Here is a 25739-nt window from a genome sequence, read left to right as displayed (position 1 = left end):
AAACAGCCGTTTTTTTTCTTGTTTTTCCAGCAAAATCGTTCTATCTTTGCAGCGTGAAAAGGAAAAACGATTTCTCAAATCGCTCTATTCCTACACAAAACAAAGAATAAACAACATTAAGTATCACAATCAAACCTAAGAAAAAGGATATGGAACAAGATTCTAAATTTCAAGCGAACAGTTCGCTAGAGAACAATTCACAGGGAAAGGTTCCCTTCATCAGTAAGCTCGCCTACGGCATGGGCGATGTGGGCTGCAACTTCAGTTGGATGTTCGTGGGCAATTTCCTCATGATTTTCTACACCGATGTGTTTGGAATCAGCATGAGTGCCGTAGCAACCCTGATGCTTGTGTCCCGATTCTGGGACGCCATCAACGACCCCATCATCGGCACACTTACCGATAAGACCCACACCCGATGGGGACGATTCCGCCCATGGCTGCTCTTCGGAGCTCCTATCACGGCACTGGTACTGATACTCACCTTCTGGGCTCATCCGGAATGGAGCCAGACCGCCAAGATTATCTATATGGCAGTAACCTACTGCATCCTGGTGCTGGGATATACCTGCGTGAACCTGCCTTACGGCACACTCTGCGGAGCCATGACGCAAGACATCGATGAGAGAGCCAAGCTCAACACCAGCCGTTCGGTGAGTGCCATGATGGCCATCGGAGTAATCAACATCGTAACCGTTCCGCTCATCAGCTGGTTTGGCGCAGGCGATACCAAATATGGTTATCTGGCTGTGGCTGTACTCTACGGCATCATCTTCGCTGCCTGCCATCTGTTCTGCTTCCATAAGACCAAGGAAGTGGTAGAAGTTCCTGTGGGACAGAAGCTCCCATTAAAGGTGCAGCTTCGCTCCGTGATGAAGAACAAGCCCTATCTGCTCGCCCTCTTAGGACAGTTACTCTTCGGTTTCATCCATTACGGACGCAACGCCGACATGCTCTACTATTTCACTTATGTAGAAGGTTCGGCAACGCTCTTCTCCTACTATTCCATGGCCATCATCGTGCCAAGCATCATAGGTGCCGCCTGCTTCCCTCTGGTATTCAGAAAAACGGGCAACAAGGGTTTCACGGCAGCCATCTTCGCTTTCCTCACCGGTATTACGATGATAGGTCTGTACTTCTTCAGCCCTAACGGCAGCGCCATCATGTTCTATCTGTTCTCAGCTTTGTCGTGGTTCTTCTTCTCAGGCTTCAATACAGCCATCTATGCCATCATCCCCGACTGTGTGGAGTATGGCGAGTGGAAGACGGGCATCAGAAACGACGGATTCCAATACGCCTTCATTTCGCTGGGCAACAAGATAGGAATGGCACTCGGCACATCGCTTCTCGCCATTGCCCTGGGCAGCGCAGGATATGTAAGCAACGCTGTGCAGAATCCAGAAGTATTGAGCATCATGCACCACGCCTTCAGCACCATTCCGGGAGTTTTGTGGATCATCACCGCAGGATGCCTCTGCTTCTACAAGCTCAACAAGAAGCAATACAAGCAGATCATGACCGATCTGGAGAATAAGAAGAAATAAAAAAGAGCCCACTTAAAAAGTGGGTTCAGCAAAGAATACAAAGATAAAACGGGATCTTTCATCCCACCAACATAACAATAACAATTTCAAAACATTATAATTATGAGACAGGCAATATTGGTAGAACCAAAGCATATCGAATTCAAGGAAGTAGCAGAACCAAAGGCAGCAGACTTAACTGCTCATCAGGTTCTCGTCAACATCAAGCGCATCGGCATCTGCGGTAGCGAGATTCACTCTTACCACGGTCTTCACCCAGCCACCTTCTACCCAGTGGTTCAGGGACATGAGTACTCTGGAGTGGTTATGGCTGTAGGCAGCGAAGTTACCGTCTGCAAGCCTGGCGACCACATCACCGCTCGCCCACAGTTGGTTTGCGGCAAGTGCAACCCTTGCAAGCGCGGACAGTATAACGTTTGTGAGCACCTGCGTGTTCAGGCTTTCCAGGCAGATGGTGCAGCACAGGATTTCTTTGTAGTAGATGACGACCGCGTGGCTAAGTTGCCAGAAGGCATGAGCCTCGACTATGGTGCCATGATTGAGCCTTCAGCCGTTGGTGCCCATGCCAGCAACCGCACCGACGTAAAGGGTAAGAATGTAGTAGTGAGCGGTGCAGGAACCATCGGCAACCTCATAGCCCAGTTCTGCATTGCCCGTGGCGCCAAGAATGTACTCATTACCGATGTAAGCGACCTTCGCCTGGCTAAGGCTCGCGAATGCGGCATCAAGCACACCCTCAACATCACCAAGAAGACTTTGAAGGAGGCAGCCCAGGAACTCTTCGGTGAGGAAGGCTATCAGGTAGGTTTCGAGGTAGCAGGTGTAGAAGTTTCCATCCGTTCACTGATGGAGACCATCGAGAAAGGTAGCGACATCGTGGTTGTGGCAGTCTTTGCCAAGGACCCAGCCCTCAGCATGTTCTATCTGGGCGAACACGAGTTGAGACTCATCGGTTCAATGATGTATCGCCACGAAGATTATCTCACAGCCATCGATTACGTAAGCAAGGGCATCGTCAACCTCAAGCCACTCGTAAGCAACCGTTTTGCCTTCGAAGAATACGATGATGCCTACAAGTTTATCGACACTCATCGCGAAACCAGCATGAAGGTTCTCATCGATTTCGAACAGAAACCTGGAGAGAAGAAGTAAAGAGATAGAAGAGAAGAAATATACTGCAAACGATTGCAGAAATTGGAAACGATTGCGGGAACGTTTGCAGAAAGTTTAGATGATTTTTCTTTGCGAAGGTAGCTGAAAAATGCTACCTTTGCAACAGAAATCAAATAACATCTCTAACATTCTTACAGTAAAAATGACAATGGAAAAGAAACAATCAGTGATAGGTATCGGCGAGGCACTCTTCGATGTGCTTCTAGAAGGGAAAAAGCTAGGTGGTGCTCCAGCCAACTTTGCTTACCACGTTTCGCAGTTCGGACTCGAGAGCTGTGCAGTTAGTGCAATGGGCGATGATGAGCTGGGCAAGGAGCTGGAGAAGGAACTCAACGATCACCATCTCAACTATCAGATAGACAAGGTAGCCTACCCTACAGGCACCGTTCAGGTTTCACTCGATGCCAACGGCATTCCTTGCTACGACATCAAGGAGGGAGCAGCCTGGGACAACATCCCCTACACGCCAGCTCTGGAGAAGTTGGCAAAGAATTGCACCGCAGCCTGCTTCGGCTCGCTGGCCCAGCGCAACGAGGTTTCACGCAACACCATCTACCGCTTCCTCGATAACATGCCAAAGGAAGAAGGAATCCTCAAAATCTTCGACATCAATCTCCGTCAGGAATTCTATACCAAGGAGATTATCACCGATAGCATCAAGCGATGCAACATCCTCAAGATCAACGATGAAGAACTGATTACCGTAAGCCGCATCTTCGGTTATCCGGGTATCGACCTGGAGAACAAATGCTGGCTTCTCTTGGGCAAGTACAATCTGAAGATGCTCATTCTTACCTGCGGTGTAAACGGCAGTTATGTGTTCACCCCTGGCGAAGTTTCGTTTATCGAGACACCGAAAGTGGAAGTGGCAGACACTGTGGGTGCCGGTGATTCATTCACAGGCGCATTCGTGGCAAGCATCTTGAAGGGTAAGAGCGTAAAGGAAGCTCATGAATTGGCAGTAAAGGTTTCGGCATTCGTCTGTACACAGAACGGAGCCATGCCAGTCTTGCCTAAGGAATTTACAAGATAAGCCCTTATTTGCCCAAATTATATGCAAATTATAATTATCTGTAATATATGGTTTAAGTAATTAGTTAACGTTTATAAGGTTCATAGTTAATTAGGTTTATAAGTTTATTTTGTAGTAAAACCATGAAAAGAATTGTAGTTATTGTTTTGATGATGGCAGCGTGTCTGGGAAATGCCCAGGCACAGCTCCATCTGAAAGCCAACGTGCAGAACAATCATCTGTGGCGTGGCATGGAAGTTTCCGACGGCATCGTCCTCCTCACAGACCTGAGCTATACGATGGCCAATGACCACGTTACCGTGGGACTTTGGTGTGGCTGCAACTCGGAAGGCTCCTACAAGGAGTTTAACCATTATCTGAATCTGAAGGCTGGCGGATGGGGATTCGCCCTGTGGGACACCTACAACTTCTCCCCTGGTGCCACCTATAATAATAAGGAATACTGGAACTACTCTGCCCATACCACGGGCCGATTCCTCGATGCTACATTAAGCTACCGGTTTCAGAACGAGAAGTTTCCACTGCTCCTGAGCTGGTCAACGGTAGTCTTCGGACGCGACCGCAACAGCGACAATACCGAGCAGAAATATTCCACCTTCGCCTATGCGGAATATCCTATCTATCAGAAGGATGGCTGGAAGGTATATGCAGGAGTTGGTGGAGCCTTCGCCCTGAACAGAGCTGGCGAGGATGCCCACTTCTTTGGAACCACGGCAGGCATCGTTCACGTATCGCTGCAAGCCTCCCACAATCTCAAACTCGGCAACTACACCATTCCGGTTTATGCCAAGGGCATGTGGAATCCTCAGAGCAACGAGAGCTATTTCCAGATTGGAGCAGAAATCATCCGCTTCTAAATCTTCAAAAAAACACAGAAAGTTTTATCATAACAATCATCTAAACACAGATTCATTATGAAAATCAAAGATTTTACAACAGGTGTGCAGCACATTGGTATTTCTACCAACGACATCAACAAGACCATTGAGTTTTATCATGCCTTGGGCTTCGAGACAGCCCTCCGCACAGTAAACGGCACCGAGGAAGTAGCCTTCCTCCAGCTCCACAATCTCATCATCGAGACCTATCAGAACCATCAGGCAAAGATGGAATATGGAGCCATCGACCACATCGCCATCGATGTAAAGAACATAGAGGATCTCTTCCTGGTAGTGAAGGAAGCAGGAACCTTCAAGATGCTGGATCAGCAGGTAAATGGTCTTCCATTCTGGGAGAACGGCGTAAAGTTCTTCACCATCGAGGGGCCAAACAAGGAGAAAATCGAGTTCTGCGAAAAACTATAATCAGCAGCATATTCTTTTAGATAAAAAACAGATGACTATAGCAATATAAGAGAGAGAGAAGAATGACAAAAGTCCAGCTTGGAGCCTTTTTATAAGAGAGGTATCCGAGTTGGACTTTCTATTTTTTCGTTTTCCTAGAGGAATATGATGTGTTTTTCCCTGATACTCCAGGGATATTAATGATGCTCAGGCACAATGGCGAGATACACCAGATCATGATCTGTGAGATTCTCCATATAATGAGCATGATTCATAGGACAATAATGCACCTGTCCCTGTCGAACCTCTTCTACGATATCATCATAATGGAAAGTAGCAGTGCCGCTTACCACATAGATAATCTCGCAGTTGCCCTCGTGAGTATGAAGACCAGTTGATGCACCCGGACGCAAGGTAGAATACATAATCTTCACCTTGTCATCCACATAGTTACGGGTGTCGAGTTTACCCTGTCCACCCTTGAAGCCCTCCAAATGAGCCTCAGCAATCTTTTCGAAATCTATTACCATCTTTATAATGTTTATTGTTTAATGTCTAATATTTACTTGGCTTTTATAGATGAAGCCATGCAGCTTACTTTGCTTTCGCAAAATACTTCCAGAGCGGAGCCGCCATCAGGCTTTGCCAGATTTCTCCCTTCTCCAGCATTTCCATCACTTCATCTCTTGAGAAGAGGCGAACCTCGATATCCTCAGCCTGGTCAAGATGCTGAACATCCATACGCTCCACATCCGTAGCCAAATAGCAATGGGTAAGATTGGTATGCGTGCTCGGATTAGCCGAAATCGTCATCCACTTCTGCCAGTTTCCGCCACCGAACCCAGTCTCTTCCATCAGCTCTCGCTTGGCAGCCGCCATCGGGTCCTCACCCTTCTCTATCACTCCTGCACAGAGTTCATTCACCGTCTTACCTATCGCATAGCGATACTGGCGCACAAATACGAACTCTCCCTCCTTCGTGATGGCGATGGTGTTCACCCAATCGGGATATTCCAGCACGTAATATTCATCGATGATGGCCCCCGTAGGCAATTCCACCTTATCCACTCGTGCCGTGAGCCATGGCTTCTCTATCAGATACTTCTGCGAGAGCGTCTTCCATTTCATATCTTTATCAGCCATTTTCTTACTTCATTTAAAAAACTGGATTTTCTTTATCTTGATTGATGGTGCAAAAGTACGAAAAAAGATTGAAAAACAAATAACTTACTTGTTATTTCTTTCGAAAACTTTATCCTTTGATGTAACCTGGGTAGGAGTTCCCACCTTGCCGCCAATGCTGCATTCACCCATGTTTACCCCCATTACATTCTCGAAGCTGATGCCAGTCTTGGCATTCTTCACCTCAATATTATCGAAAGAAACATTAGTAACAGGCTTAGCCTCTGTACCCTGCAAAACCAAGGCTGCAGCGCTCACGTTGTTACACTTCAAACCATCCACAAAGATATTCTTCACGGTAGAGAAATGATGATTGGCCAACCCCTCGCCAGCATAACGGCTGGTTACATAGAAGAGATCTTCCACATCGCCAAAACTGCAGTTCTTTACGAAAACATTCTCCACAAAACCGCCACGGTCGGGATTGGTCTTGATAAAGATGCCACGCTTGCAATAACCAGCATAATCGCAGTTCTCTACGATGACGTTTCTTACTCCCGAAGACATTTCGCTACCGATAACTACAGCATGCAAGCCCTTGAAATGGCAGTTTCGGATGATGATGTTCTCTGATGGCATCTTGGCATTCCAGCCATCATTATCACGACCACTCTTGATGGCAACGTTGTCATCGCCATTATCAAAAGCCACCTCCTCTATCAGGATGTTTCTGGAATACTCCGGGTCAATACCATCGTTATTGACAAGTTTGGCATCATATCGCAAATTACGACAGATGATATTCTCACTCTTTAAGAGATGGATGCACCAGAATGGAGAATTGGTGATCTTCACGCCTTCCAGGGTAATTCCCTGGCAGTTGTAGAGCTGAACGAGCTGAGGACGAAGCCAGTAGCCATCTCCAAACTTGCGCTCACTTACAGGCACTTCCTCGTGATTCATCTTGCGGCTCAACTGCTGCGCTTTCTTCTGATTAGGCTTCCACTTGGCAAAGGTAGTCATGGCGTTGCCGTCGATGGTTCCCTCGCCAATGATAGAAACATTCTTACAGCCATAGGCATAGATGAGAGGAGAATAGTTGTAGAGGAAAGTTCCCTCCCAACTGGTATTAACGATAGGATAGTACTTCTCTTCTGGCGCAAACTTCAGGGTAGCTCCCTTCTGCAGTTCCAGACAGATATTGCTTGCCAGTACGATAGGGCCCTTAATATAATAGGTACCCGCAGGCACCACGATTTTTGCACCCTTCATCGCCGAAGCCTTCTTGATGGCCTTGGCAAAGGCTGTGCGACAATCGGTCTTACCATCGTTCTTGGCTCCGAAATTCTTAATCTGTAATGATTTCTCAGCAATCCTTGCACCGGAAATAAGGTTCAAGATACTGTCACGAAGAGTGACTCTTCGCTGCTCAATCGCAGTAGCAACCAAAGTATTCCCTCCTGCTACCTGAGCATTTCCTTGAAGGCTGTTGAATGCACAAAGGCAAGTCATAGCCATTAAAATAGTTTTTGTATTCATTATAGTTTGTTTTTATGATTTCGATTGCAAAATTAATAAAAAAACGCCAGATAACATAGAAAAAGACCTGAAAAATATCTTGTTTAAGTCAGGCTAACCTATTCTTAGCCCCTAATTTTAGAAGGTTTGACCCATTCTTAGCCCCTAATTTTAGAAGATTTAACCCATTCTAAGTCCCTAATTTTAGAAAAAACAGTATCTTTGCAAGGCATAAAATTCATTCACATAAAGGGATTTAATCAAATAAAAAGGCATCATGGCAGAACATCTTATTATAAAAGGAGAAACGAAGGAGGAACTTTACGCCACGCTCCTCCCTCAGCTCAAGTCGCTCGTAGAGGGCGAAAGCGACATCATCGCCAATATGGCGAATATTTCAGCATGCATCATGGACACCTTCCACTTCTGGTGGGTGGGCTTCTACCGGGTCATCGACGGAACCCTTGTGCTGGGTCCTTTCCAGGGACAGCTGGCCTGCACCCGCATCAAAAGGGGCAAGGGAGTTTGCGGCACAGCTTGGGACAAGGCGGAAACCATCGTGGTAGAAGATGTTGAGAAATTTCCGGGGCATATTGCCTGCAGCAGCGCCTCCCGTTCGGAGATTGTAGTGCCTGTTATCAGGAATGGTGAGGTAATCGCCGTACTGGATATTGACAGCGAACACCTCAGCACCTTCAATGATATTGATAAGAATTGGCTGGAGAAGGTAGCAGAACTGTTCACCTGATTCCTTAATATTCATTTCCCTCTTGCTTGATCACACTCGGACCATCGATGAGTTCAGGCTGAGGGGCATTTCTGTTCACATCACCATATGCTCTGCCCAAATCGCTCATCGTAATACTGATGTTGCGGTTCACGGGTCTGTCCTTATCTGAAAGGCTGTGAGAGAAGAGCCACTGATAGGTTTTCTTCAGATAAAACACGCGAGCAGGAGTACCGTGATTGGCACCCTTCCACCAGTCGTATATCAATCGGGTATCCTTGCCATCCTTCACAAGTTTATCTACCACAACCTTCGATTGCTTGACTGGTACTGCCCTATCTGCTGTGCCATGGATAATCCAGAAAGGCAAATTGCCCAATCCACTCACATCCTTATACGAACAGCCGCCACACAGCGCCATGCCGGCAGCTATCCTGTCGGGATAAGTAGCACAGACATCCATGGTGCCATAACCGCCCAAGCTCATACCCAAGACATAAACCCTAGTAGAATCGCATGGGTAATTCTTTTTCACCCAGTCGAGCATATCCATGATTTTCTTCGGATTCCAAGCTCCTCCCGGATTCTGCGGAACAATGGTCAGCGCATCGATATCGCGCCCCTTGACGATGGCATCAAGCGGTCCGTATCTTCTCACCTTATCCAGATTCTTGCCGCAAAGACTGGCACCATGCAGAAAGATGACGACAGGAGTCTGTTCTTGCGAATAGAAATAATCTACCGGCGTATAAACCCAGAAGTTGTAACCTCCCGGAATCTCATCTTTCACAGCTCGCAAAAAGTCGTAAGCCGACATTCTGCATACGGAAAGACAGAATAATATAAACAAAAATATCTTTTTCATTTTCTTCCTTTTTTACCTGTTTAGTATCACGCTCCCTGTTTCATACCATGAACGTTCATCACACAAAAGTAAGTAAATATCAGCATATTACCAAATATCCTCCCTATATTTTTCTTTTTTTATCCAAAAGAAAGATTCGTTTAAACTTCCAGGTAGAAAGGCAAACAACGATAACTTGTGTTAAAAATCATAAAAACCACATCGGTTCGCATTATTTTTATTATCTTTGCATTTAACAAGACATATAATAAATAAATATAGAATTATGAATGTAGGAGATAAAATACCAGAGATTCTTGGCATTGACCAGGACGGGCGTGAGATAAAGGCAAGCGACTACCGTGGTCGCAAGATTGTGCTCTACAGTTATCCGAAGGCTAACACCAGCGGATGTACTGCTGAGGCCTGCTCACTGCAGGCACATAAGGAGGAGCTGGCTGCAGCCGGTTATGAGATTATCGGCGTGAGCAAGGACAAGCAGGCTTTGCAGAAGAAGTTTGCCGAAACCAAGGGTTTGCAGTTCCCTCTTATCGCAGATACCGAAACCACCCTACTGCAGGAACTCGGCTGCTGGGGCGAGAAGGTAACCTGCGGCAGAAAGACCATCGGAATACTCCGCACCACCTATCTTGTAAACGAAGAAGGTGTCATTGAGAAGATCTTCACTCCAAAGGAGATCAAGACCAAGATTCATGCAGAGCAGATTTTGGATTATATCCATCAATAAAAAACAATCATGACAGAATCAGATAAAATGATGACAAACAAGGAATTGATACTCGCCCAACTGATGAGGGCGATGATAAAATATGATGGTGGCGATGCGCCACGCATCCAGCATTTCGTGAAGGTACACGACTTTGCCCGTATGATAGCGATAGCAGAGGGAATGAACCAGGAAGATCTCTTCGTGCTCGAAGCAGCAGCCATTCTTCACGATGTAGGCATTCACGTTTCAGAAGCCAGATACGGCAACTGCAATGGCAAGCATCAGGAAGAACTGGGTCCTGACGAGGCAAGAAAAGTACTGTCAGAAGTAGATGGATTCACAGCCGCACAGATAGAAAGAATCTGCTGGCTCATTGCCCATCATCATACTTATAAAGATGTTACCAGCCTTGACCACCGCATTCTGCTCGAAGCTGATTTCCTGGTTAATTCCTTCGAAGACCACCTTGCTCCCGAAGGCATCATCACCTTCCGCGACCATGTATTCCGCTCGGAATCAGCTATCGGTATGCTGAATGATATGTGGGGGCTGTAACGAAAGTTACTTTCTTGGAAAGAGCATCATAGAGGGAAGGTGAAAGTACAACAAACTGCTGTTATGTGTTTTAATTAAAATAATACCTTTATTCTATTTCACTTCTGTCAGTTTGCCCGTCTGTGAGTCAATGATATAGCCATGAAGATTGACGTCTTTTGGTACGAGAGGGTGTGTACGGATCGTATTGATGGTATTCCTTACAGAATCCTCTGTGTCGTGGAATCCCTCCAGCCAATGGTCGAGGTCGATGCCGCAAAGTCCGATGGTATCGATGACATTCTGATGGATGCCACGTTTGAGCATCAATTTCTTCATCTGCTGTCCGTTCATGTGGCATGCACCGCAGTTGGAGTGGGCAATGACCATGATTTCCTCTACACCCAATTCGTAGATGGCTACAAGGAGACTACGCATAGCTGAGTCGAAAGGACTGATAATCAGTCCACCGGCGTTCTTGATGAGCTTGGCATCTCCGTTCTTCAGGCCCAAAGCTGCTGGCAGAAGCTCAGTGAGGCGGGTGTCCATACAGGAAAGAATGGCAAGTTTCTTGTCTGGATATTTACTCGTAATATACTTTTCGTAAGCCTTACTGGCTACGAAGTTTTCATTATACTTGATGATTTCTTCTATAATCATAGTCGTGTAAATTGAAATGTGAAACTAAATTTTCCTATTTCTCAGGGGTTGGCTTGAGGTAAGCCATGAATTTCTCTGGCTGATAGTTGAGAACCAGCTCATCCGGGAACTCTGCTTTTTCTACCAGTGGCATAATGTTGCTGTAGTCGGCAATCATCGCAGAGAAGTGGGCATCACTTCCGAAGATGACTGGAGTTTCATACTTCTTGGCAAGTTCCAGCAGTTCCAGATTATTGGGAGCAGCCACAGTCTTGTGGCGGATGGGAGCCATGGAATGGTTGTTGATTTCAAGCAAGGTATGCGTCTCCCTGGAAACTTTCATGAGTTCCTCGAAATCCAGTTCTGCCGTACCATCGCCGGGATGAGAGATAATCTGCACGAAGGGATTGCGCATGGCATTGATGACACCCTGCGTATTCTCCTCCTTACTTCCTCCCTGCCAGCAAAGGCTATGGATGCCTGCTATTCGGATATCCAGCATACGCCAGTAATCCTCGTCGAGATCGATATCTCCCATCGTATTGAGGATGTTGAGTTCTGCTCCAAGCATCAGTTTGATTCCATAGAGCTGGCGTGGAACACAATGAAGGTTTCTGAAATAGATAGGATCACAGGTACCCGGGATATTGGGACCGTGCTCTGTGATTCCCAAGATATCCAACCCTTTCTCCTTTGCTGTCAAGGTCATTTCCTGCAAACTACTGAAGGCATGACCTGATGCTATTGTATGTGTATGAACGTCTAATAATGTTTTCATGGTGCAAAGGTAATGATATTTACTAAGAATGTAAGAGAAACAACTATTAATTAATCAAAATTTGTTTTTACGGATATTTAAATTAATAATAAATCACCATTTTATGTTGGTTTTATTCAGCTTCAAGCTCCAATAACTTTCTCTTTGCGTCCAATCCTCCGGCAAAACCTGTAAGGGAATGATTGCTTCCGATAACTCGATGGCAGGGAACGAAAATGCTGATGCCATTAGCTCCGATGGCACTTGCCACGGCTCTGATGCCGTTAGGTTTGCCTATACTTATAGCTATTTCCTTATAGCTTCTTGTCTCTCCATAGGGTATTTCGAGCAATGCATGCCATACTTTTTTCTGAAAATCAGTTCCTACAGGATGCAACGGAATATCAAATATCTTGCGGTTACCGACAAAATATTCATCCAATTGCTTTTTGGTCTGATCCAGGATTGGGGATGTTCCTATCTTGAAATCAGCCTTCATATACCGCAAAAGCCGATGCTTATTGCGCTCTGCACATGGCATTTCATTCCAATCACAAAGGCACAGCTCGTCACCCATCGATGCCAAGATGATTTCTCCGCAAGGCGAATTGTAATATTGAATGTTTACTTGCTTCATTGTCTTAAACTGATATTTTTTGTTCATAAATCATATAGGTAAAAGAGGTATGAGAAAACTGTTTAACGAATCTCATAGGGGGTGTAATTTAAACTGTGTCAAGGCTTGTTCTTAACTTTCATTCCCACTCCCTGCTGGGGGCATGCCCCCAGCAGGGAAGCCTTTTCGGCTGCAAAGTTACATAATTTTAAATCTATCTCCAAATTTTATTGCCAATTGTTGAGAAATTTGTCCCCAATTTGCCAGTGACATAGTCCATTTCTTACGGATGTTGCGATAAGCTAAGTACACAAGCTTCTCCAAAGAATTATCCGTAGGAAAGACCCCTTTAGTCTTTGTGACCTTTCTTACCTGTCTGTGATACCCCTCAACCGTATTGGTCGTATAAATGAGTTTACGGATGGCTGGAGTATATTGGAAATATTCTGTCAGACGTTCCCAATTGTCACGCCATGACTTGATGACAATTGGGTACATCTCTCCCCACTTAGACTCTAACAGGTCTAAATTAGCAGCAGCGGAGTCTTTGTTTACTGCACCATATACTGTTCTTAAATCCTTGATAAACTCCTTTTGATGCTTACTGCCAACATACTTGATAGAATTGCGTATCTGATGGACAATACAGAGCTGCACAGAACTCTCAGGAAATACGCTTTGGATGGCATCCGGGAAGCCTTTGAGACCATCAATACAACAAATCAAGATGTCTCGAACACCACGGTTCTGAAGATCCGTAAGAACTTCTAGCCAGAAGTTAGCTCCTTCACTCTTAGACACATACATACCTAACAGTTCTTTTTGGCCTTCCTTGTTGATGCCAAGAATGTTGTAAATGGCTCGTGTGACAGCTCTGCCATTCTCATCCTTTACCTTATAATGGATAGCATCAAGCCAGCAAATGGCATATACAGGATCGAGCATGCGAGACTTCCAGGCGGTGATTTCGGGTAATACACGGTCTGTTATAGAGCTGATAGTATCGGCTGATAGAGTTGTGTTGAACTCACGCTCAAAGTAGCTGCTGATGTCACGTGTGCTGGTGCCCATGGCGTACATCTCAATAATCTGGTCTGCCATGCCATTGGCAAGAATAGTCTCACGCTTCTTTACGGTCTCAGGTTGGAAAGTTCCGTCTCGGTCACGAGGAGTCTCTATAGTGACCTCACCATATTTTGTTTGAACCTTCTTACTCATCTTACCATTACGACGATTGCCGGAAGAGCGTTCCTCGTCACTTAAATGAGCGTCCATCTCACCTTCGAGAGCTGAGTTGAGAATACGCTCTAACAATGGAGCTAATGCTCCGTCCTTGCCAAATAAGGCTTCACCACTACGCAACTGCTGAGCTGCTTTCTTGTAATCAATTTCTAAGTTGTCCATAATATAAAAACTGTGTTAAACTACTTTTATTGTAGCTTGACACAGTTTAGTTTACACTCTCATCTCATATTTAACCGCCATACTAAGTAGTGTATTGTATTGTTCTTTTCACGCAAAGGTAACAAATATTTATAGATTACACAAGACGTTTGTTGAAATAGAACAAAAGCAAACGAACGTTATAAAAGGAAGATGCTGTATGTTTGGATTGAATGAGAGCACCCAATATATCATAGAAGTATCATCATTTTACGATTGTACAACTAAAAAGTGTATAGTTGTACAACTAAAGAGGGTATAGTTGTACAACTATAGGGTATACAGTTGTACAACTAAACAGGTTATAGCTGTACGACTAAAAGGTGTTGTCACTAGGCTCAGCAGAGGTGCTGACTGCAGTCAGCAGACCTGCTGACTAGGCTCGGCAGAGCTGCTGAGCCTAGTGGCAATGTCTGAGAAGGTATATGCTTGTACTCTAAAAGATGCTTGTTCTGACTCCTGGAAACGCTTCTTTTAACTCTCGGATACGCATCCTTCAACGAGAAGAGACGATTCATTCAAGATAAGGAAACGATTCATTCAAGATAAGGAAACGATTCATTCAAGATAAGGAAACGATTCCGTCAACCTAAAGAGCCGTTTCAACAACTACGTCTTAGTTACTCCTTCTTCCACAAACGATAGAGCGTTATTGGACCTTCCTTGGTAGCATACATTCTGGCAGCCGGTTCCTCACAGAGGTCATTCAACACCTTATTGGCGTGATAGCGGGTAACACCGAATTCGAGAGTGTAAACTAAACTGTGTCAAGCTACAATAAAAGTAGTTTAACACAGTTTTTATATTATGGACAACTTAGAAATTGATTACAAGAAAGCAGCTCAGCAGTTGCGTAGTGGTGAAGCCTTATTTGGCAAGGACGGAGCATTAGCTCCATTGTTAGAGCGTATTCTCAACTCAGCTCTCGAAGGTGAGATGGACGCTCATTTAAGTGAAGAGGAACGCTCTTCCGGCAATCGTCGTAATGGTAAGATGAGTAAGAAGGTTCAAACAAAATATGGTGAGGTCACTATAGAGACTCCTCGTGACCGAGACGGAACTTTCCAACCTGAGACCGTAAAGAAGCGTGAGACTATTCTTGCCAATGGCATGGCAGACCAGATTATTGAGATGTACGCCATGGGCACCAGCACACGTGACATCAGCAGCTACTTTGAGCGTGAGTTCAACACAACTCTATCAGCCGATACTATCAGCTCTATAACAGACCGTGTATTACCCGAAATCACCGCCTGGAAGTCTCGCATGCTCGATCCTGTATATGCCATTTGCTGGCTTGATGCTATCCATTATAAGGTAAAGGATGAGAATGGCAGAGCTGTCACACGAGCCATTTACAACATTCTTGGCATCAACAAGGAAGGCCAAAAAGAACTGTTAGGTATGTATGTGTCTAAGAGTGAAGGAGCTAACTTCTGGCTAGAAGTTCTTACGGATCTTCAGAACCGTGGTGTTCGAGACATCTTGATTTGTTGTATTGATGGTCTCAAAGGCTTCCCGGATGCCATCCAAAGCGTATTTCCTGAGAGTTCTGTGCAGCTCTGTATTGTCCATCAGATACGCAATTCTATCAAGTATGTTGGCAGTAAGCATCAAAAGGAGTTTATCAAGGATTTAAGAACAGTATATGGTGCAGTAAACAAAGACTCCGCTGCTGCTAATTTAGACCTGTTAGAGTCTAAGTGGGGAGAGATGTACCCAATTGTCATCAAGTCATGGCGTGACAATTGGGAACGTCTGACAGAGTATTTCCAATATACTCCAGCCATCCGTAAACTCATTTATACGACCAATACGGTTGAGGGGTATCACAGACAGGTAAGAAAGGTCACAAAGACTAAAGGGGTCTTTCCTACGGATAATTCTTTGGAGAAGCTTGTGTACTTAGCTTACCGCAACATCCGTAAGAAATGGACTATGTCACTGGCAAATTGGGGACAAATTTCTCAACAATTGGCAATAAAATTTGGAGATAGATTTAAAATTATGTAACTTTGCAGCCGAAAAGGCTTCCCTGCTGGGGGCATGCCCCCAGCAGGGAGTGGGAATGAAAGTTAAGAACAAGCCTTGACACAGTTTAAATTACACCCCCCGAATTCACGAATCATATCCTTCACCGTAATATAACCCTGCTGCTGACAAATCTCTACAATATCAGCAAACTCCTTATCCGCCTCTTTTGGAGTAGATTTCACACTCCAATACTGTCGGCTGCAACCATTAGAGTGGCGCTTCAGCCTTTCCAGAAACTCCTTCGTGGGCTGAATTTCCAAGCCGCAGATATCCACCTCATTGGCTGGAATCAGATCACCCTCATGATAAGTCCTTTTCCATTCGATTCCATTCTTGTCCTTATGCTTCACCATCCCCAGCTTAGGCTTGACGATAAACATATCGCCTACCCTCACCTCGTTGCCTTCAGCCAAGGCGTAAAGCGTTTCATCCTCCAGCGTTTCCAATGCGGAGATAAAGGACGAAACGTTCATCGCACAATGATCGCGAACACGCTTCTCCATCTTCTCCCTATCAACGATATCCCGTTTTACGAACATCGGATGTATCTGATACTTACCGCTTTCGTCCTTCAAGGGCGTGCGATGCTCCAAATAATTGATTGAACCTGTTGCTCTAGCCATATTCTTAGTTGTTTTGATTCTTTAAAAGATTATGCGCAAAAATACTGATTATTAGTGAGATAAGCAATTATTTTATGTTAACTTTGCTAAAAGATAGAGTTATAAAGACATGTTTTGTGATAAAAGATAGAGTTATAAATGGGTGTTTTATGATAAAAGATAGAGTTATCAGACTCTTTACATTATGATTATCTGTGTAAAAAATCAAATCAGCAAGTATACCAGAAGTCTTAAGACGTTGATATACTTGCTGATTATATTATCCCAAGCAACAAGACAAGTAGCCAATGCAACAAGTTACAAAATCTATATTATCACTATTCATATCTTCTGTTTTTACAAGGCTGCAGCCACCCTTCTTACTTTTGCCAATCTCGTCATAAAAGTAGAATCACTTTTAGTAGATTGCAGATTATATCTCATCTGCATTTTCAACAAAGGCTCAGCATTCACTCCAAGTGCAGCTTCAAAGAGCAGGGCCGTTTTTTCCGTTACTGGGCGACGAGCATTCAGAATTTCGTTCAGGGCAGAATAAGCAATCCCCATTTCCTCCGCCAACTGGCGCTGAGAGATTCCACGGTATTCTATCTCATCCTTCAGAACATCCCCTGGATGCGTAGGAAAAGCTGGAGTCATCTCGTTTGCTCGCATTTCCTTTGTTGTTTTATTATCGTTGCTCATAACTATATTATTTATAATGGTTTGACAATTCAGTTATATTACATATGGTTGCAATAGTTTAACCATCCTCAAATTCTTCTTCAAATTCTATTCGATATTGGTCATTCACTCTTACCGAGGACAAACCTTCTTTATTTCCTTCTAACCGTTCATAATTGAGAGAATTATATTTCCATAGACCTTGAACGTTATCTTCCGATATCATAAGGTCTATCACTCGAATATACTTTCTAACTATTTGCGGTTGAAAGCGATGCTTTTTATCAGATTTGCCAGATCTATATAGATCACGCAGATAATCCTCGTTGAAATTTACTATCATAACCTTAATGTTTTGATGCTGCAAAGATAATATTTTAATTCGATATTCACAAATTTTGTGAAGGAAACTTTTGCTTAACAACTATAATTGTGATTATCTGTGTTAAAATTCATAAGAATCACCTCATTTCTCATTATTTTTTATTATCTTTGCCATCAAATAACAATTAAAAACAAAGGATATGAGCACATCAACTAATGCGATTACTCCCGATTTGCAAGCGAAGCTTGACAAAGCGAGAGAAGAAATTCATAGTGGACAATGTATCACATTGAAGTCGCATGATGATATTGACAATTACTTTGCGAGTTTATGATTTATACAATCATTACTTCCAAGAGTGCTGAAGATGTCATCACGAAATGGAAGAAATCCAATCCAAAGCTATTCAAAAAATACCAAAAAATCTATCATGAACTGGTAGATCACCCAGGAACAGTACCTGGTAAATTCCTTGCAAGGATGTAGGATGCTGGCCTATCCACAAATTACCGAAGAGTTTTTCGAAACTCTCCTTCTGATTACAATCATGGTAAGAGTAGAGCATACTGAGAAACAGGCTTTTTCCAAAACGACGGGGACGAACGAAGAAGAGATTGCGAGGCTGCTTCTCCAGCTCTGGCAAAAACATCGTCTTATCGACATAATATAGATTCTGACTCATCACCGTAGCGAAATCAGATACTCCGTATGGTACTTGTTTTACTTGCTGTTTCATCATGCAATGAAATTTAACCAGTTTACATGTGCAAAGTTACGGCTTTATTTTTGAAACAACCAAAGTTTTCACAGCTTTTTTGTAAAAATCGAGTAGCAGGAAAACGAAGTAGTTTTCTTCCTACTCTCGTTTTCCGAACTCTTACACCACCGTACGTGCCGTTCGGCATACGGCTGTTCCTATTTTTGGTGCCACTCAAGATATATCCTCATTACAGTAGATTTCTCTTGGCATATGTCCTGCTAGTTTGACCAAGTATCTCCACAAGCCAACTTATTCTTGCAGTCTGCTACTTATGGCTTTACATTGATAAACTTTTGGTAGTCAGCTTCACTTATTTCAAAATATTGTTTGTCAATGTTCGCATCATGCGAGTTCTTTATGAACTTAAATCTGATAGAACAACCATCTGTTGCTTTATAAATAATGAAAGACAGTTTCAGTGGATACAACTTACTCATAGAAGTCTGGATGATGTCTTCGTCTATTATATTTCTTTCTAATTCACTTTTCATTGGAGCTGTAAGATTCAATATAATTGGTGAATTGGAAAGGTTTCGAAGTTTCTTCATATCTTCCTCGGTAAACATTAAGAAAATCTTTTCTTTCCAATATTGCCAATCTTCACGAATATTAGGATATCTATATGCTCCGTTATATTTTTCCCATACCAAAACATAATAAGGAATATTATTTAGTTTTATAGTTTTAAATTGAAGAACCTGTTGGCGGAATTAAAAAACCGCCTGAAAATTAGTATATTTTTATGGAGAAAAAGTTGTGCATCTCGTTGATTTTTAGTAACTTTGTAGTGTCCAATTATAAAGTTATATATTTCACGCTATGCACAACTTGTATGCAAATTTCGTAAAAATTCTTGAGATATGCAAGGATTTCTCCAAAAATTTAGTTAATGAGCTAGGAAATATTCCTCGCCCTGGAGTCGTACCACGTTTTTCAGACCTCGAAGTTGTTGCTTTGAGCTTGACAGCCGAGCATCTTAGCATCGACAGTGAAAACAACTTGTTCGATAGGCTGAAGGAGTATAAGGCAGATATGCCAAATCTGATTTCTCGACGCCAGTTCAATGACAGGCGAAAGTTCACTGCGGAACTATGTGAGAAGATTCGTAAGCGCATAGCGTCAAAGATGGATGGCGCAGAAGAATATTTCTGCATAGATTCCAAACCAATAGAGGTGTGTCGCTTGTCCAGAGGCTTGCGTTGCAAGATGAAAGGAACAGACGTAACAAACTCTCCTGCATTTGGCTATTGCGCTACTCAGAAGATATACTACTTTGGGTATAAGCTCCACGCTGTCTGTGGGTTAAGTGGAGTTATCCACTCGTATGACCTGAGTCCAGCTAATGTTCATGACATTCATTTTCTTAAAGATGTAAAGTTTCAATTCTATGACTGTTGCATCCTTGGCGATCGTGCTTACCTCAGTGCGGAACTACAGCAAGACTTGTTTTCTTCTGTAGGCATCAAGTTGGAAGTTCCATATCGCTTGAACATGAAGAATTGGCGACCAACATTTAAGCCTTATGCTAAGGCGAGGAAGAGAATCGAGACAAATTTCTCTCAACTTTGTGATCACTTCATGCTCTTCCGAAACTATGCTAAGCAAACACCAGGACTGTTTACCCGAATCATCGGGAAAATTAGCGCATTTACAGTCTTGCAATATATTAATTATGTAAACAACAGACCGATTGGCAGGGTTAAATATGCGCTAAATTAATTCCGCCAACGGGTATTGAAGACTAATAATATTGTTAAAACAATCTGACAAGAAGATGGCATTTTGTTTTGTCTGAGTTCTGATTTTTTTGCTAAGTTTTTTAACTTTTATGCAGTTAACCCAGTCTATCCATTCACCTGTATTGTGGTCATAAGCCCAACCAATAACTTTGTTAAGTATTACCCCTTCATTGTTAAAATAAACTTTAGGCCGGTTCACTCTTTTTTGTCCTAAGCATGTTATAGAAAATACAATGCAAAGTGAAAGAATTAAATAACGTTTCATCTTATCCTAATTTCCGCAACACTATAATTTAATACTTTTTATAAGCACCCTAGCAACAAAAAGTTGCACAGATTTTTGCCATATCAGAAATTTCACTTATTTTAGTGTTGCATTTAAAAACAAATAAAACTCTGAATGACATGGCAAAAGTACAAATAAAATCTGAGAAAATCACTTCTTTTGAAGTTTTTTTCGATTATAGAGTTATTTGATGCTGCAAAGTTACGACTTCATTTTGACATACCTAAAGTTACCACTGCTTTTTTGGTGCACCCTTATCATTTGACTATAAATCACAAAAATCACTAGAAAAGTTTGGTAGTTTCGAATATTCAGCGTATCTTTGCTACAATAATAAAAGAAAGGAAAGCTATATGGAAACAAAAGACAAGAAGATACAAGTTCATACTATAGACAACAAAGACATCGACAAGTTTTTTCCTGCTCATAGCGAGATATCCAGCAAAGGCAGAAAGCATACTGTCAAGTTATTTTCAAGATAAAGGTGTTCGACATGTTTTGCTATGGTGAGTTTGATGCGCATTGAAAAAAGCAAGGACTTATGCGAATAGTAATTATGCCATTTTTTAATCAACCAAAAAAAAATCATCATGAAATTAAATCAAAATTTCTTTTGGGACAAGTTCCTGCTCATTTGGGGAATTATAGGAATGTTGTTTCCCGTGGTAGTCGTAATGAGATTTGAAGTAAAAGGACTATTTGAATTGCTACTTCTAGGAGGAATGAGTGTTTCTTGCGCCCTCTTGACTGCCACTATTGGGTGGAAGTGCTGTTCAAAGCTGCATTGGATTCCCCTGTCAATAAGCATGGCAGTGGCATTTTGTACTGTCGTAGTGATAATGACTTTAATTGTAACCGCAGGTGATTATTTAGGGACTATCATGTTACTTGCATGTTTATTTCCCATATTGTTATTGCCCTGTATCTTACTGATTCTCGTAGTCAATTATCTGATGTTGAGAAAACAACATTCTTCGTGAAACCATAATTGCATAATCAAAATATTGGTTGTATTTTTGCAAACAGAAAGGAGTTGTTTGACAAGTAAACCTATATATGTTTCTTTACAAAAAAATCCCTGCCATAGGAAGCCTTTCCTACAGCAGGGATTTTTCTATTGGGAATCATCAAGAATGACGAAACCGGGATTTTAATTATGCTGCCTTTCACTCATAAATACTGTCGCTGACTAGATCTATCTTGTCGTTCCAATATACACAAGTTCGGCTGGTGTCCAACTGAGCTTGTTTAAAAAGGCCATATACATCCACTAATGCACGAAACGAAGGAAGCGTCTTGATGTCATCCTTCACATCGTACAACACTTTATATCCATCATCGAATTCAACGAAAAGGATATAGTCATCGAGAACTGACATTTTCTTAATTCTTGGTATCATAATGGTGGAAGTTTTGTTATTATTTGTTTGTCCCACATGTCCTTTGAAGCCATTTCGAGATACCAACGAATGGCAATAGAGTCTTCCACACGAAGAACTTTTGTTATATGTGTCCAAGTAAGATTTTGCAATCGCGATTGCAAAATTCGTATATCACTGATTGTCAAGTAGAATTGGCGAAAATAAGCCAAATTTCTTTTGCTAAATTCTTTACCATATTGATGTGTCAATTGCTCAGATAATTGCGCAATGATCTGAACCCCATACTCTGCACGTGCCTCACCTTTCTGTTCTTCTTCCACGATGCGTCGCCCTATGTTCCAATAGGTTTCTATCATCTTATGATTGACGGAGGCATAAGCTTCCTTCCTACCTTGCTCTATGATGGAACAGACATCGGTATATAGTCTTGTATTTGTCAAATCGTTCGCCAATGGCGAACGATTTACAGAAAGCAGTACATCTGCTTGCAGTTCATCTGCTTGCAATACATCTTGTTTTTCAGACGATTGCAAAAATAACGTCCAAGTTTTTTTGATTTTTCATAAAAAAAAGCTTGTCTATAGCATCACTTACTACAGACAAGCTTTTTTGTTGATGAAAAGTTTTCATTGACCACCATAAGAAGATCAGCTGTAAAACGGTTGACTTCTTTTGGCGAGAATTATTTAAATAAAGAGCTATTTATACTCTCCCCAAGCCTTGATGTCGATATCCTCGAGCTTGGTGGTGCAGAATGCATAGATGAATGCACTCGCCAAACGGCTGTTGGTAATCAATGGCACGTTCAGGTCGATGGCGGCACGGCGAATCTTGTAACCATTGCTCAACTCGCTGCTGGTCAAGTTCTTCGGAATATTCACTACCATATCTATCTCGTGGTTGTGGAGCATCTCCAAAGCCTTAGGTGCACCGCCTTCTGCCTCCTCTGATGGCCAGAGCACACGGGTGTTCTCAATGCCGTTCTCGGTGAGGAACTTGCTACTACCACCAGTTGCATACAGCTTGTAGCCATGCTTAACCAGCATCTGGGCTGCATCGAGCAAATCTACCTTCTGCTTGGCAGAACCTGTAGAAAGCAGGATGTTCTTGGCAGGAATACGATGACCCACAGAAAGCATACTCTTCAAGAGGGCGGTAGATGTATCGTCGCCCAAGCAACCTACCTCACCCGTACTGCTCATGTCCACGCCCAATACAGGGTCTGCCTTCTGCAAACGGTTGAAGCTGAACTGAGATGCCTTGATACCAACATAGTCGAGATCGAAGAGGTTCTTGTGCGGCTTCTCTACCGGCAAACCGAGCATCACGCGGGTAGCCAACTCGATGAGGTTGATCTTCAATACCTTGCTTACGAATGGGAACGAACGGCTGGCACGAAGGTTACACTCGATAACGAGAATATCATTGTCACGAGCCATGAACTGGATGTTGAACGGACCATTGATGTGCAACTCCTTAGCAATCTGACGACCTACTCGCTTCACACGACGAACCGTCTCAACATACAACTTCTGAGGTGGGAACTGGATGGTAGCATCGCCTGAGTGAACACCGGCAAACTCGATGTGCTCGGAAATCGCATAGGCTATCACCTCGCCATTCTTTGCCACAGCATCCATCTCAATCTCCTTGGCATGTTCGATAAACTTACTTACTACCACTGGGTGATCCTCACTCACGTTGGCAGCCAACTGCAGGAATCGCTTCAGCTCATCCTCGTTAGAACATACGTTCATCGCAGCACCAGAAAGCACGTAGCTAGGACGAACCAATACAGGGAAACCTACACGCTCGATGAAGTTGTCGATATCCTCCATAGAGGTCAGGGCGCTCCACTCTGGCTGGTTGATACCATTGTTGGTCAACATCTGAGAGAACTTGGCACGGTCCTCAGCGTTATCGATGTCCTTGGCAGCAGTACCCAGGATTGGCACGTTCTGTGCATCCAGATGCATAGCCAGGTTGTTTGGAATCTGACCACCGGTAGATACGATAACGCCATGAGGCTGCTCCATCTCGATGATATCCATCACACGCTCAAAGGTCAACTCGTCGAAGTAGAGACGGTCGCACATATCGTAGTCGGTAGATACGGTCTCTGGGTTGTAGTTGATCATCACTGAGCGCCAGCCTTCCTTGCGGATGGTGTTCAATGCCTGAACGCCACACCAGTCGAACTCTACGGAAGAACCAATGCGGTAAGCACCTGAACCGAGTACAATGATAGAACGGTGGTCGTTCTCGAAGGTGATGTCGCTCTTCACGCCTGCGTAGGTTACATAGAGGTAGTTGGTCTGAGCAGGATACTCTGCTGCCAGGGTATCAATCTGCTTCACTACAGGCAGGATGCCATAGCTCTTGCGCTTGTTGCGAACCAGAAGGGCAGCCTTGTGCATGTTGCCCAACTCCTGCTCCAAGCCCACGGCACGGGCTATCTGGAAGTCGGTAAAACCGTAAACCTTAGCGGTACGGAGCAGATCCTGGTCAAGAGTATTGATGTTGCACTTCTTCATCGCCTCGTCGATGTCGATGATGTGCTTCAACTTCTCCAGGAACCACCTGTCAATCTTGGTCAAGTCGTGAATCTGATCTACTGTATAGCCCTTGTGCATTGCCTTTGAAATCACGAACACACGCTTATCTGTTGGCTCACGCAAAGCTGCATCGATGTCATCGATTTCAAGCTCCTTGTTCTCTACGAAACCGTGCATGCCCTGACCAATCATACGAAGACCCTTCTGGATGGCCTCCTCGAAGTTGCGGCCGATGGCCATTACCTCACCTACTGACTTCATAGATGAACCCAACTCCTTATCTACACCACGGAACTTAGACAAGTCCCAACGAGGAATCTTACATACCACGTAGTCCAATGCTGGCTCGAAGAAGGCTGATGTGGTCTTGGTTACAGAGTTCTTCAACTCGAACAGACCGTAACCCATACCGAGCTTGGCTGCAACGAAGGCAAGAGGATAACCGGTAGCCTTAGATGCCAAGGCAGATGAACGGCTCAAGCGGGCATTCACCTCAATTACGCGATAGTCCTCGCTCTTAGGGTCGAAGGCATACTGCACGTTACACTCACCCACGATTCCGATGTGACGGATAATCTTGATGGCGAGGGCACGGAGCTTATGATACTCAGCATTGCTCAGGGTCTGAGATGGAGCAATGACGATACTCTCACCAGTATGGATTCCCAGTGGGTCGAAGTTCTCCATGTTACAAACTGTGATACAGTTGTCGTAACGGTCGCGAACTACCTCATACTCAATCTCCTTCCAGCCCTTCAAGCTCTTCTCCACCAATACCTGTGGAGAGAATGAGAAGGCCTTCTCAGCGAGCTTGTTCAGCTCCTCCTCGTTGTCTGCGAAACCAGAACCGAGTCCACCCAGTGCGTAAGCAGCACGGATGATGACAGGATAACCGAGCTCGGCAGCAGCCTTGCGGGCCTGCTCGATGTTCTCGCAAGCCTCGCTCTTGATAGTCTTCACGTTGATTTCATCCAGCTTCTCTACGAAGAGCTCACGGTCCTCAGTATCCATGATAGCCTGAACAGGAGTACCCAATACCTTGACATTATATTTCTCCAGGATGCCCTGGCGATAGAGTTCTACACCACAGTTGAGGGCAGTCTGACCACCGAAGCTGAGGAGGATACCGTCTGGCTTCTCCTTCTGGATGACACGCTCTACGAAGTAAGGCTGCACTGGCAGGAAGTAAATCTGGTCGGCAACACCTTCTGATGTCTGTACGGTTGCGATATTCGGGTTGATGAGCACAGTCTCGATACCTTCCTCGCGCAATGCCTTCAGGGCCTGCGAACCTGAGTAGTCGAACTCACCTGCTTCACCGATCTTCAAGGCTCCAGAACCTAAGAGGAGCACCTTCTTTATATTTTCGTCTTTCATTATTTTCCTAAATTACAATAAAATCATTCGAATTC

Annotated in this window: 23 protein-coding genes and 2 pseudogenes; 10 read left to right on the top strand and 15 right to left on the bottom strand. The window is 43.8% G+C overall.

Features of this window, described 5'->3' with window-relative positions; genetic code table 11:
* The first annotated feature begins 149 nt into the window (after positions 1 to 149).
* From RCO84_RS04025 to RCO84_RS04005, 5 genes are all read left to right on the top strand, one after another.
* Positions 150 to 1544 (top strand): MFS transporter, encoded by a 1395-nt coding sequence (locus RCO84_RS04025; RefSeq protein WP_287798621.1) that lies wholly within the window; start codon positions 150 to 152, stop codon positions 1542 to 1544.
* 102 nt (positions 1545 to 1646) lie between these two features.
* Positions 1647 to 2696 carry a zinc-dependent alcohol dehydrogenase gene (locus RCO84_RS04020; protein WP_117692312.1) on the top strand — a complete coding sequence of 350 codons (1050 nt, stop codon included), beginning with the start codon at positions 1647 to 1649 and terminating at the stop codon, positions 2694 to 2696.
* A 169-nt stretch (positions 2697 to 2865) separates the two neighbouring features.
* Positions 2866 to 3750, top strand: coding sequence for a carbohydrate kinase family protein (locus tag RCO84_RS04015; protein WP_317573646.1), 885 nt, complete (start codon positions 2866 to 2868; stop codon positions 3748 to 3750).
* A 122-nt stretch (positions 3751 to 3872) separates the two neighbouring features.
* Positions 3873 to 4607, top strand: coding sequence for a hypothetical protein (locus RCO84_RS04010; protein ID WP_317573643.1), 735 nt, complete (start codon positions 3873 to 3875; stop codon positions 4605 to 4607).
* A 57-nt stretch (positions 4608 to 4664) separates the two neighbouring features.
* Positions 4665 to 5054 carry a VOC family protein gene (locus tag RCO84_RS04005; protein WP_264900404.1) on the top strand — a complete coding sequence of 130 codons (390 nt, stop codon included), beginning with the start codon at positions 4665 to 4667 and terminating at the stop codon, positions 5052 to 5054.
* Between the two features lie 176 nt (positions 5055 to 5230).
* On the opposite strand, the gene RCO84_RS04000 is transcribed toward RCO84_RS04005, so the two are convergent.
* The 3 genes from RCO84_RS04000 to RCO84_RS03990 form a co-directional block, all read right to left on the bottom strand.
* Entirely contained in the window at positions 5231 to 5563 is a 333-nt protein-coding gene (locus RCO84_RS04000) for a cupin domain-containing protein (protein ID WP_264900406.1), read from the bottom strand.
* Positions 5564 to 5627: 64 nt separating this feature from the next.
* Entirely contained in the window at positions 5628 to 6176 is a 549-nt protein-coding gene (locus RCO84_RS03995) for an NUDIX hydrolase (protein WP_264900408.1), read from the bottom strand.
* Positions 6177 to 6260: 84 nt separating this feature from the next.
* Complete coding sequence (locus RCO84_RS03990; RefSeq protein WP_317583995.1) at positions 6261 to 7694, bottom strand: glycoside hydrolase family 28 protein; 1434 nt, start codon at positions 7692 to 7694, stop codon at positions 6261 to 6263.
* Positions 7695 to 7950: 256 nt separating this feature from the next.
* On the opposite strand from RCO84_RS03990, the gene RCO84_RS03985 reads away from it, so the two are divergent.
* Positions 7951 to 8421 carry a GAF domain-containing protein gene (locus RCO84_RS03985; protein ID WP_144151676.1) on the top strand — a complete coding sequence of 157 codons (471 nt, stop codon included), beginning with the start codon at positions 7951 to 7953 and terminating at the stop codon, positions 8419 to 8421.
* A gap of 4 nt (positions 8422 to 8425) precedes the next feature.
* Here RCO84_RS03985 and RCO84_RS03980 read toward each other — a convergent pair whose 3' ends face one another.
* Positions 8426 to 9265 (bottom strand): carboxylesterase family protein, encoded by an 840-nt coding sequence (locus tag RCO84_RS03980; RefSeq protein ID WP_260849597.1) that lies wholly within the window; start codon positions 9263 to 9265, stop codon positions 8426 to 8428.
* Positions 9266 to 9530: 265 nt separating this feature from the next.
* Between RCO84_RS03980 and RCO84_RS03975 the strand changes: the two genes are divergently transcribed.
* The gene (locus RCO84_RS03975) at positions 9531 to 9992 is read left to right on the top strand and encodes a peroxiredoxin (RefSeq protein ID WP_117727864.1); all 462 of its coding nucleotides are present in this window, start codon (positions 9531 to 9533) and stop codon (positions 9990 to 9992) included.
* A 9-nt stretch (positions 9993 to 10001) separates the two neighbouring features.
* Positions 10002 to 10529 (top strand): HD domain-containing protein, encoded by a 528-nt coding sequence (locus tag RCO84_RS03970; RefSeq protein ID WP_317573639.1) that lies wholly within the window; start codon positions 10002 to 10004, stop codon positions 10527 to 10529.
* 93 nt (positions 10530 to 10622) lie between these two features.
* Here RCO84_RS03970 and RCO84_RS03965 read toward each other — a convergent pair whose 3' ends face one another.
* The 4 genes from RCO84_RS03965 to RCO84_RS03950 all read right to left on the bottom strand — a co-directional run bounded on the left by RCO84_RS03965 (position 10623) and on the right by RCO84_RS03950 (position 13924).
* Entirely contained in the window at positions 10623 to 11165 is a 543-nt protein-coding gene (locus RCO84_RS03965; RefSeq protein ID WP_144151736.1) for a beta-class carbonic anhydrase, read from the bottom strand.
* A gap of 37 nt (positions 11166 to 11202) precedes the next feature.
* The gene (locus RCO84_RS03960; protein WP_317573638.1) at positions 11203 to 11925 is read right to left on the bottom strand and encodes a phosphatase; all 723 of its coding nucleotides are present in this window, start codon (positions 11923 to 11925) and stop codon (positions 11203 to 11205) included.
* A 112-nt stretch (positions 11926 to 12037) separates the two neighbouring features.
* Positions 12038 to 12541, bottom strand: coding sequence for a methylated-DNA--[protein]-cysteine S-methyltransferase (locus RCO84_RS03955; protein WP_317573637.1), 504 nt, complete (start codon positions 12539 to 12541; stop codon positions 12038 to 12040).
* A 177-nt stretch (positions 12542 to 12718) separates the two neighbouring features.
* Positions 12719 to 13924, bottom strand: coding sequence for an IS256 family transposase (locus tag RCO84_RS03950; RefSeq protein ID WP_287854567.1), 1206 nt, complete (start codon positions 13922 to 13924; stop codon positions 12719 to 12721).
* Positions 13925 to 14770: 846 nt separating this feature from the next.
* On the opposite strand from RCO84_RS03950, the gene RCO84_RS03945 reads away from it, so the two are divergent.
* Complete coding sequence (locus tag RCO84_RS03945; protein ID WP_287870909.1) at positions 14771 to 15976, top strand: IS256 family transposase; 1206 nt, start codon at positions 14771 to 14773, stop codon at positions 15974 to 15976.
* Between the two features lie 62 nt (positions 15977 to 16038).
* Here RCO84_RS03945 and RCO84_RS03940 read toward each other — a convergent pair whose 3' ends face one another.
* The 4 genes and pseudogenes from RCO84_RS03940 to RCO84_RS03925 form a co-directional block, all read right to left on the bottom strand.
* Positions 16039 to 16620: an HU family DNA-binding protein gene (locus RCO84_RS03940; protein ID WP_317583992.1), complete on the bottom strand. Its 582-nt coding sequence runs from the start codon at positions 16618 to 16620 to the stop codon at positions 16039 to 16041.
* Between the two features lie 336 nt (positions 16621 to 16956).
* Positions 16957 to 17301, bottom strand: a complete 345-nt coding sequence (locus RCO84_RS03935) for a HigA family addiction module antitoxin (protein WP_117587730.1) — start codon at positions 17299 to 17301, stop codon at positions 16957 to 16959.
* Between the two features lie 58 nt (positions 17302 to 17359).
* Positions 17360 to 17623, bottom strand: coding sequence for a type II toxin-antitoxin system RelE/ParE family toxin (locus tag RCO84_RS03930; RefSeq protein ID WP_317583990.1), 264 nt, complete (start codon positions 17621 to 17623; stop codon positions 17360 to 17362).
* 430 nt (positions 17624 to 18053) lie between these two features.
* Positions 18054 to 18341: pseudogene (locus tag RCO84_RS03925) on the bottom strand (AAA family ATPase); the annotation flags it as partial.
* 766 nt (positions 18342 to 19107) lie between these two features.
* On the opposite strand from RCO84_RS03925, the pseudogene RCO84_RS03920 reads away from it, so the two are divergent.
* Positions 19108 to 20084 (top strand): annotated as a pseudogene (locus tag RCO84_RS03920) (IS982 family transposase).
* Between the two features lie 1472 nt (positions 20085 to 21556).
* Here the strand turns inward: RCO84_RS03920 and RCO84_RS03915 are convergent.
* From RCO84_RS03915 to carB, 3 genes are all read right to left on the bottom strand, one after another.
* Positions 21557 to 21790: a DUF2442 domain-containing protein gene (locus RCO84_RS03915; protein ID WP_317583989.1), complete on the bottom strand. Its 234-nt coding sequence runs from the start codon at positions 21788 to 21790 to the stop codon at positions 21557 to 21559.
* Positions 21787 to 22278: a DUF1016 N-terminal domain-containing protein gene (locus RCO84_RS03910; RefSeq protein ID WP_317583988.1), complete on the bottom strand. Its 492-nt coding sequence runs from the start codon at positions 22276 to 22278 to the stop codon at positions 21787 to 21789. Before RCO84_RS03910 ends, RCO84_RS03915 begins: the two co-directional genes overlap by 4 nt.
* Positions 22279 to 22470: 192 nt before the next feature.
* A complete protein-coding gene (carB, locus tag RCO84_RS03905; protein WP_317583987.1) occupies positions 22471 to 25704 on the bottom strand; it encodes a carbamoyl-phosphate synthase (glutamine-hydrolyzing) large subunit in 3234 nt (1077 codons plus the stop codon).
* Positions 25705 to 25739: the final 35 nt, after the last annotated feature.

The organism is Segatella copri (assembly GCF_949820605.1).
Taxonomy (GTDB): domain Bacteria; phylum Bacteroidota; class Bacteroidia; order Bacteroidales; family Bacteroidaceae; genus Prevotella.
This window is presented reverse-complemented; position numbering and strand designations above follow the sequence as displayed.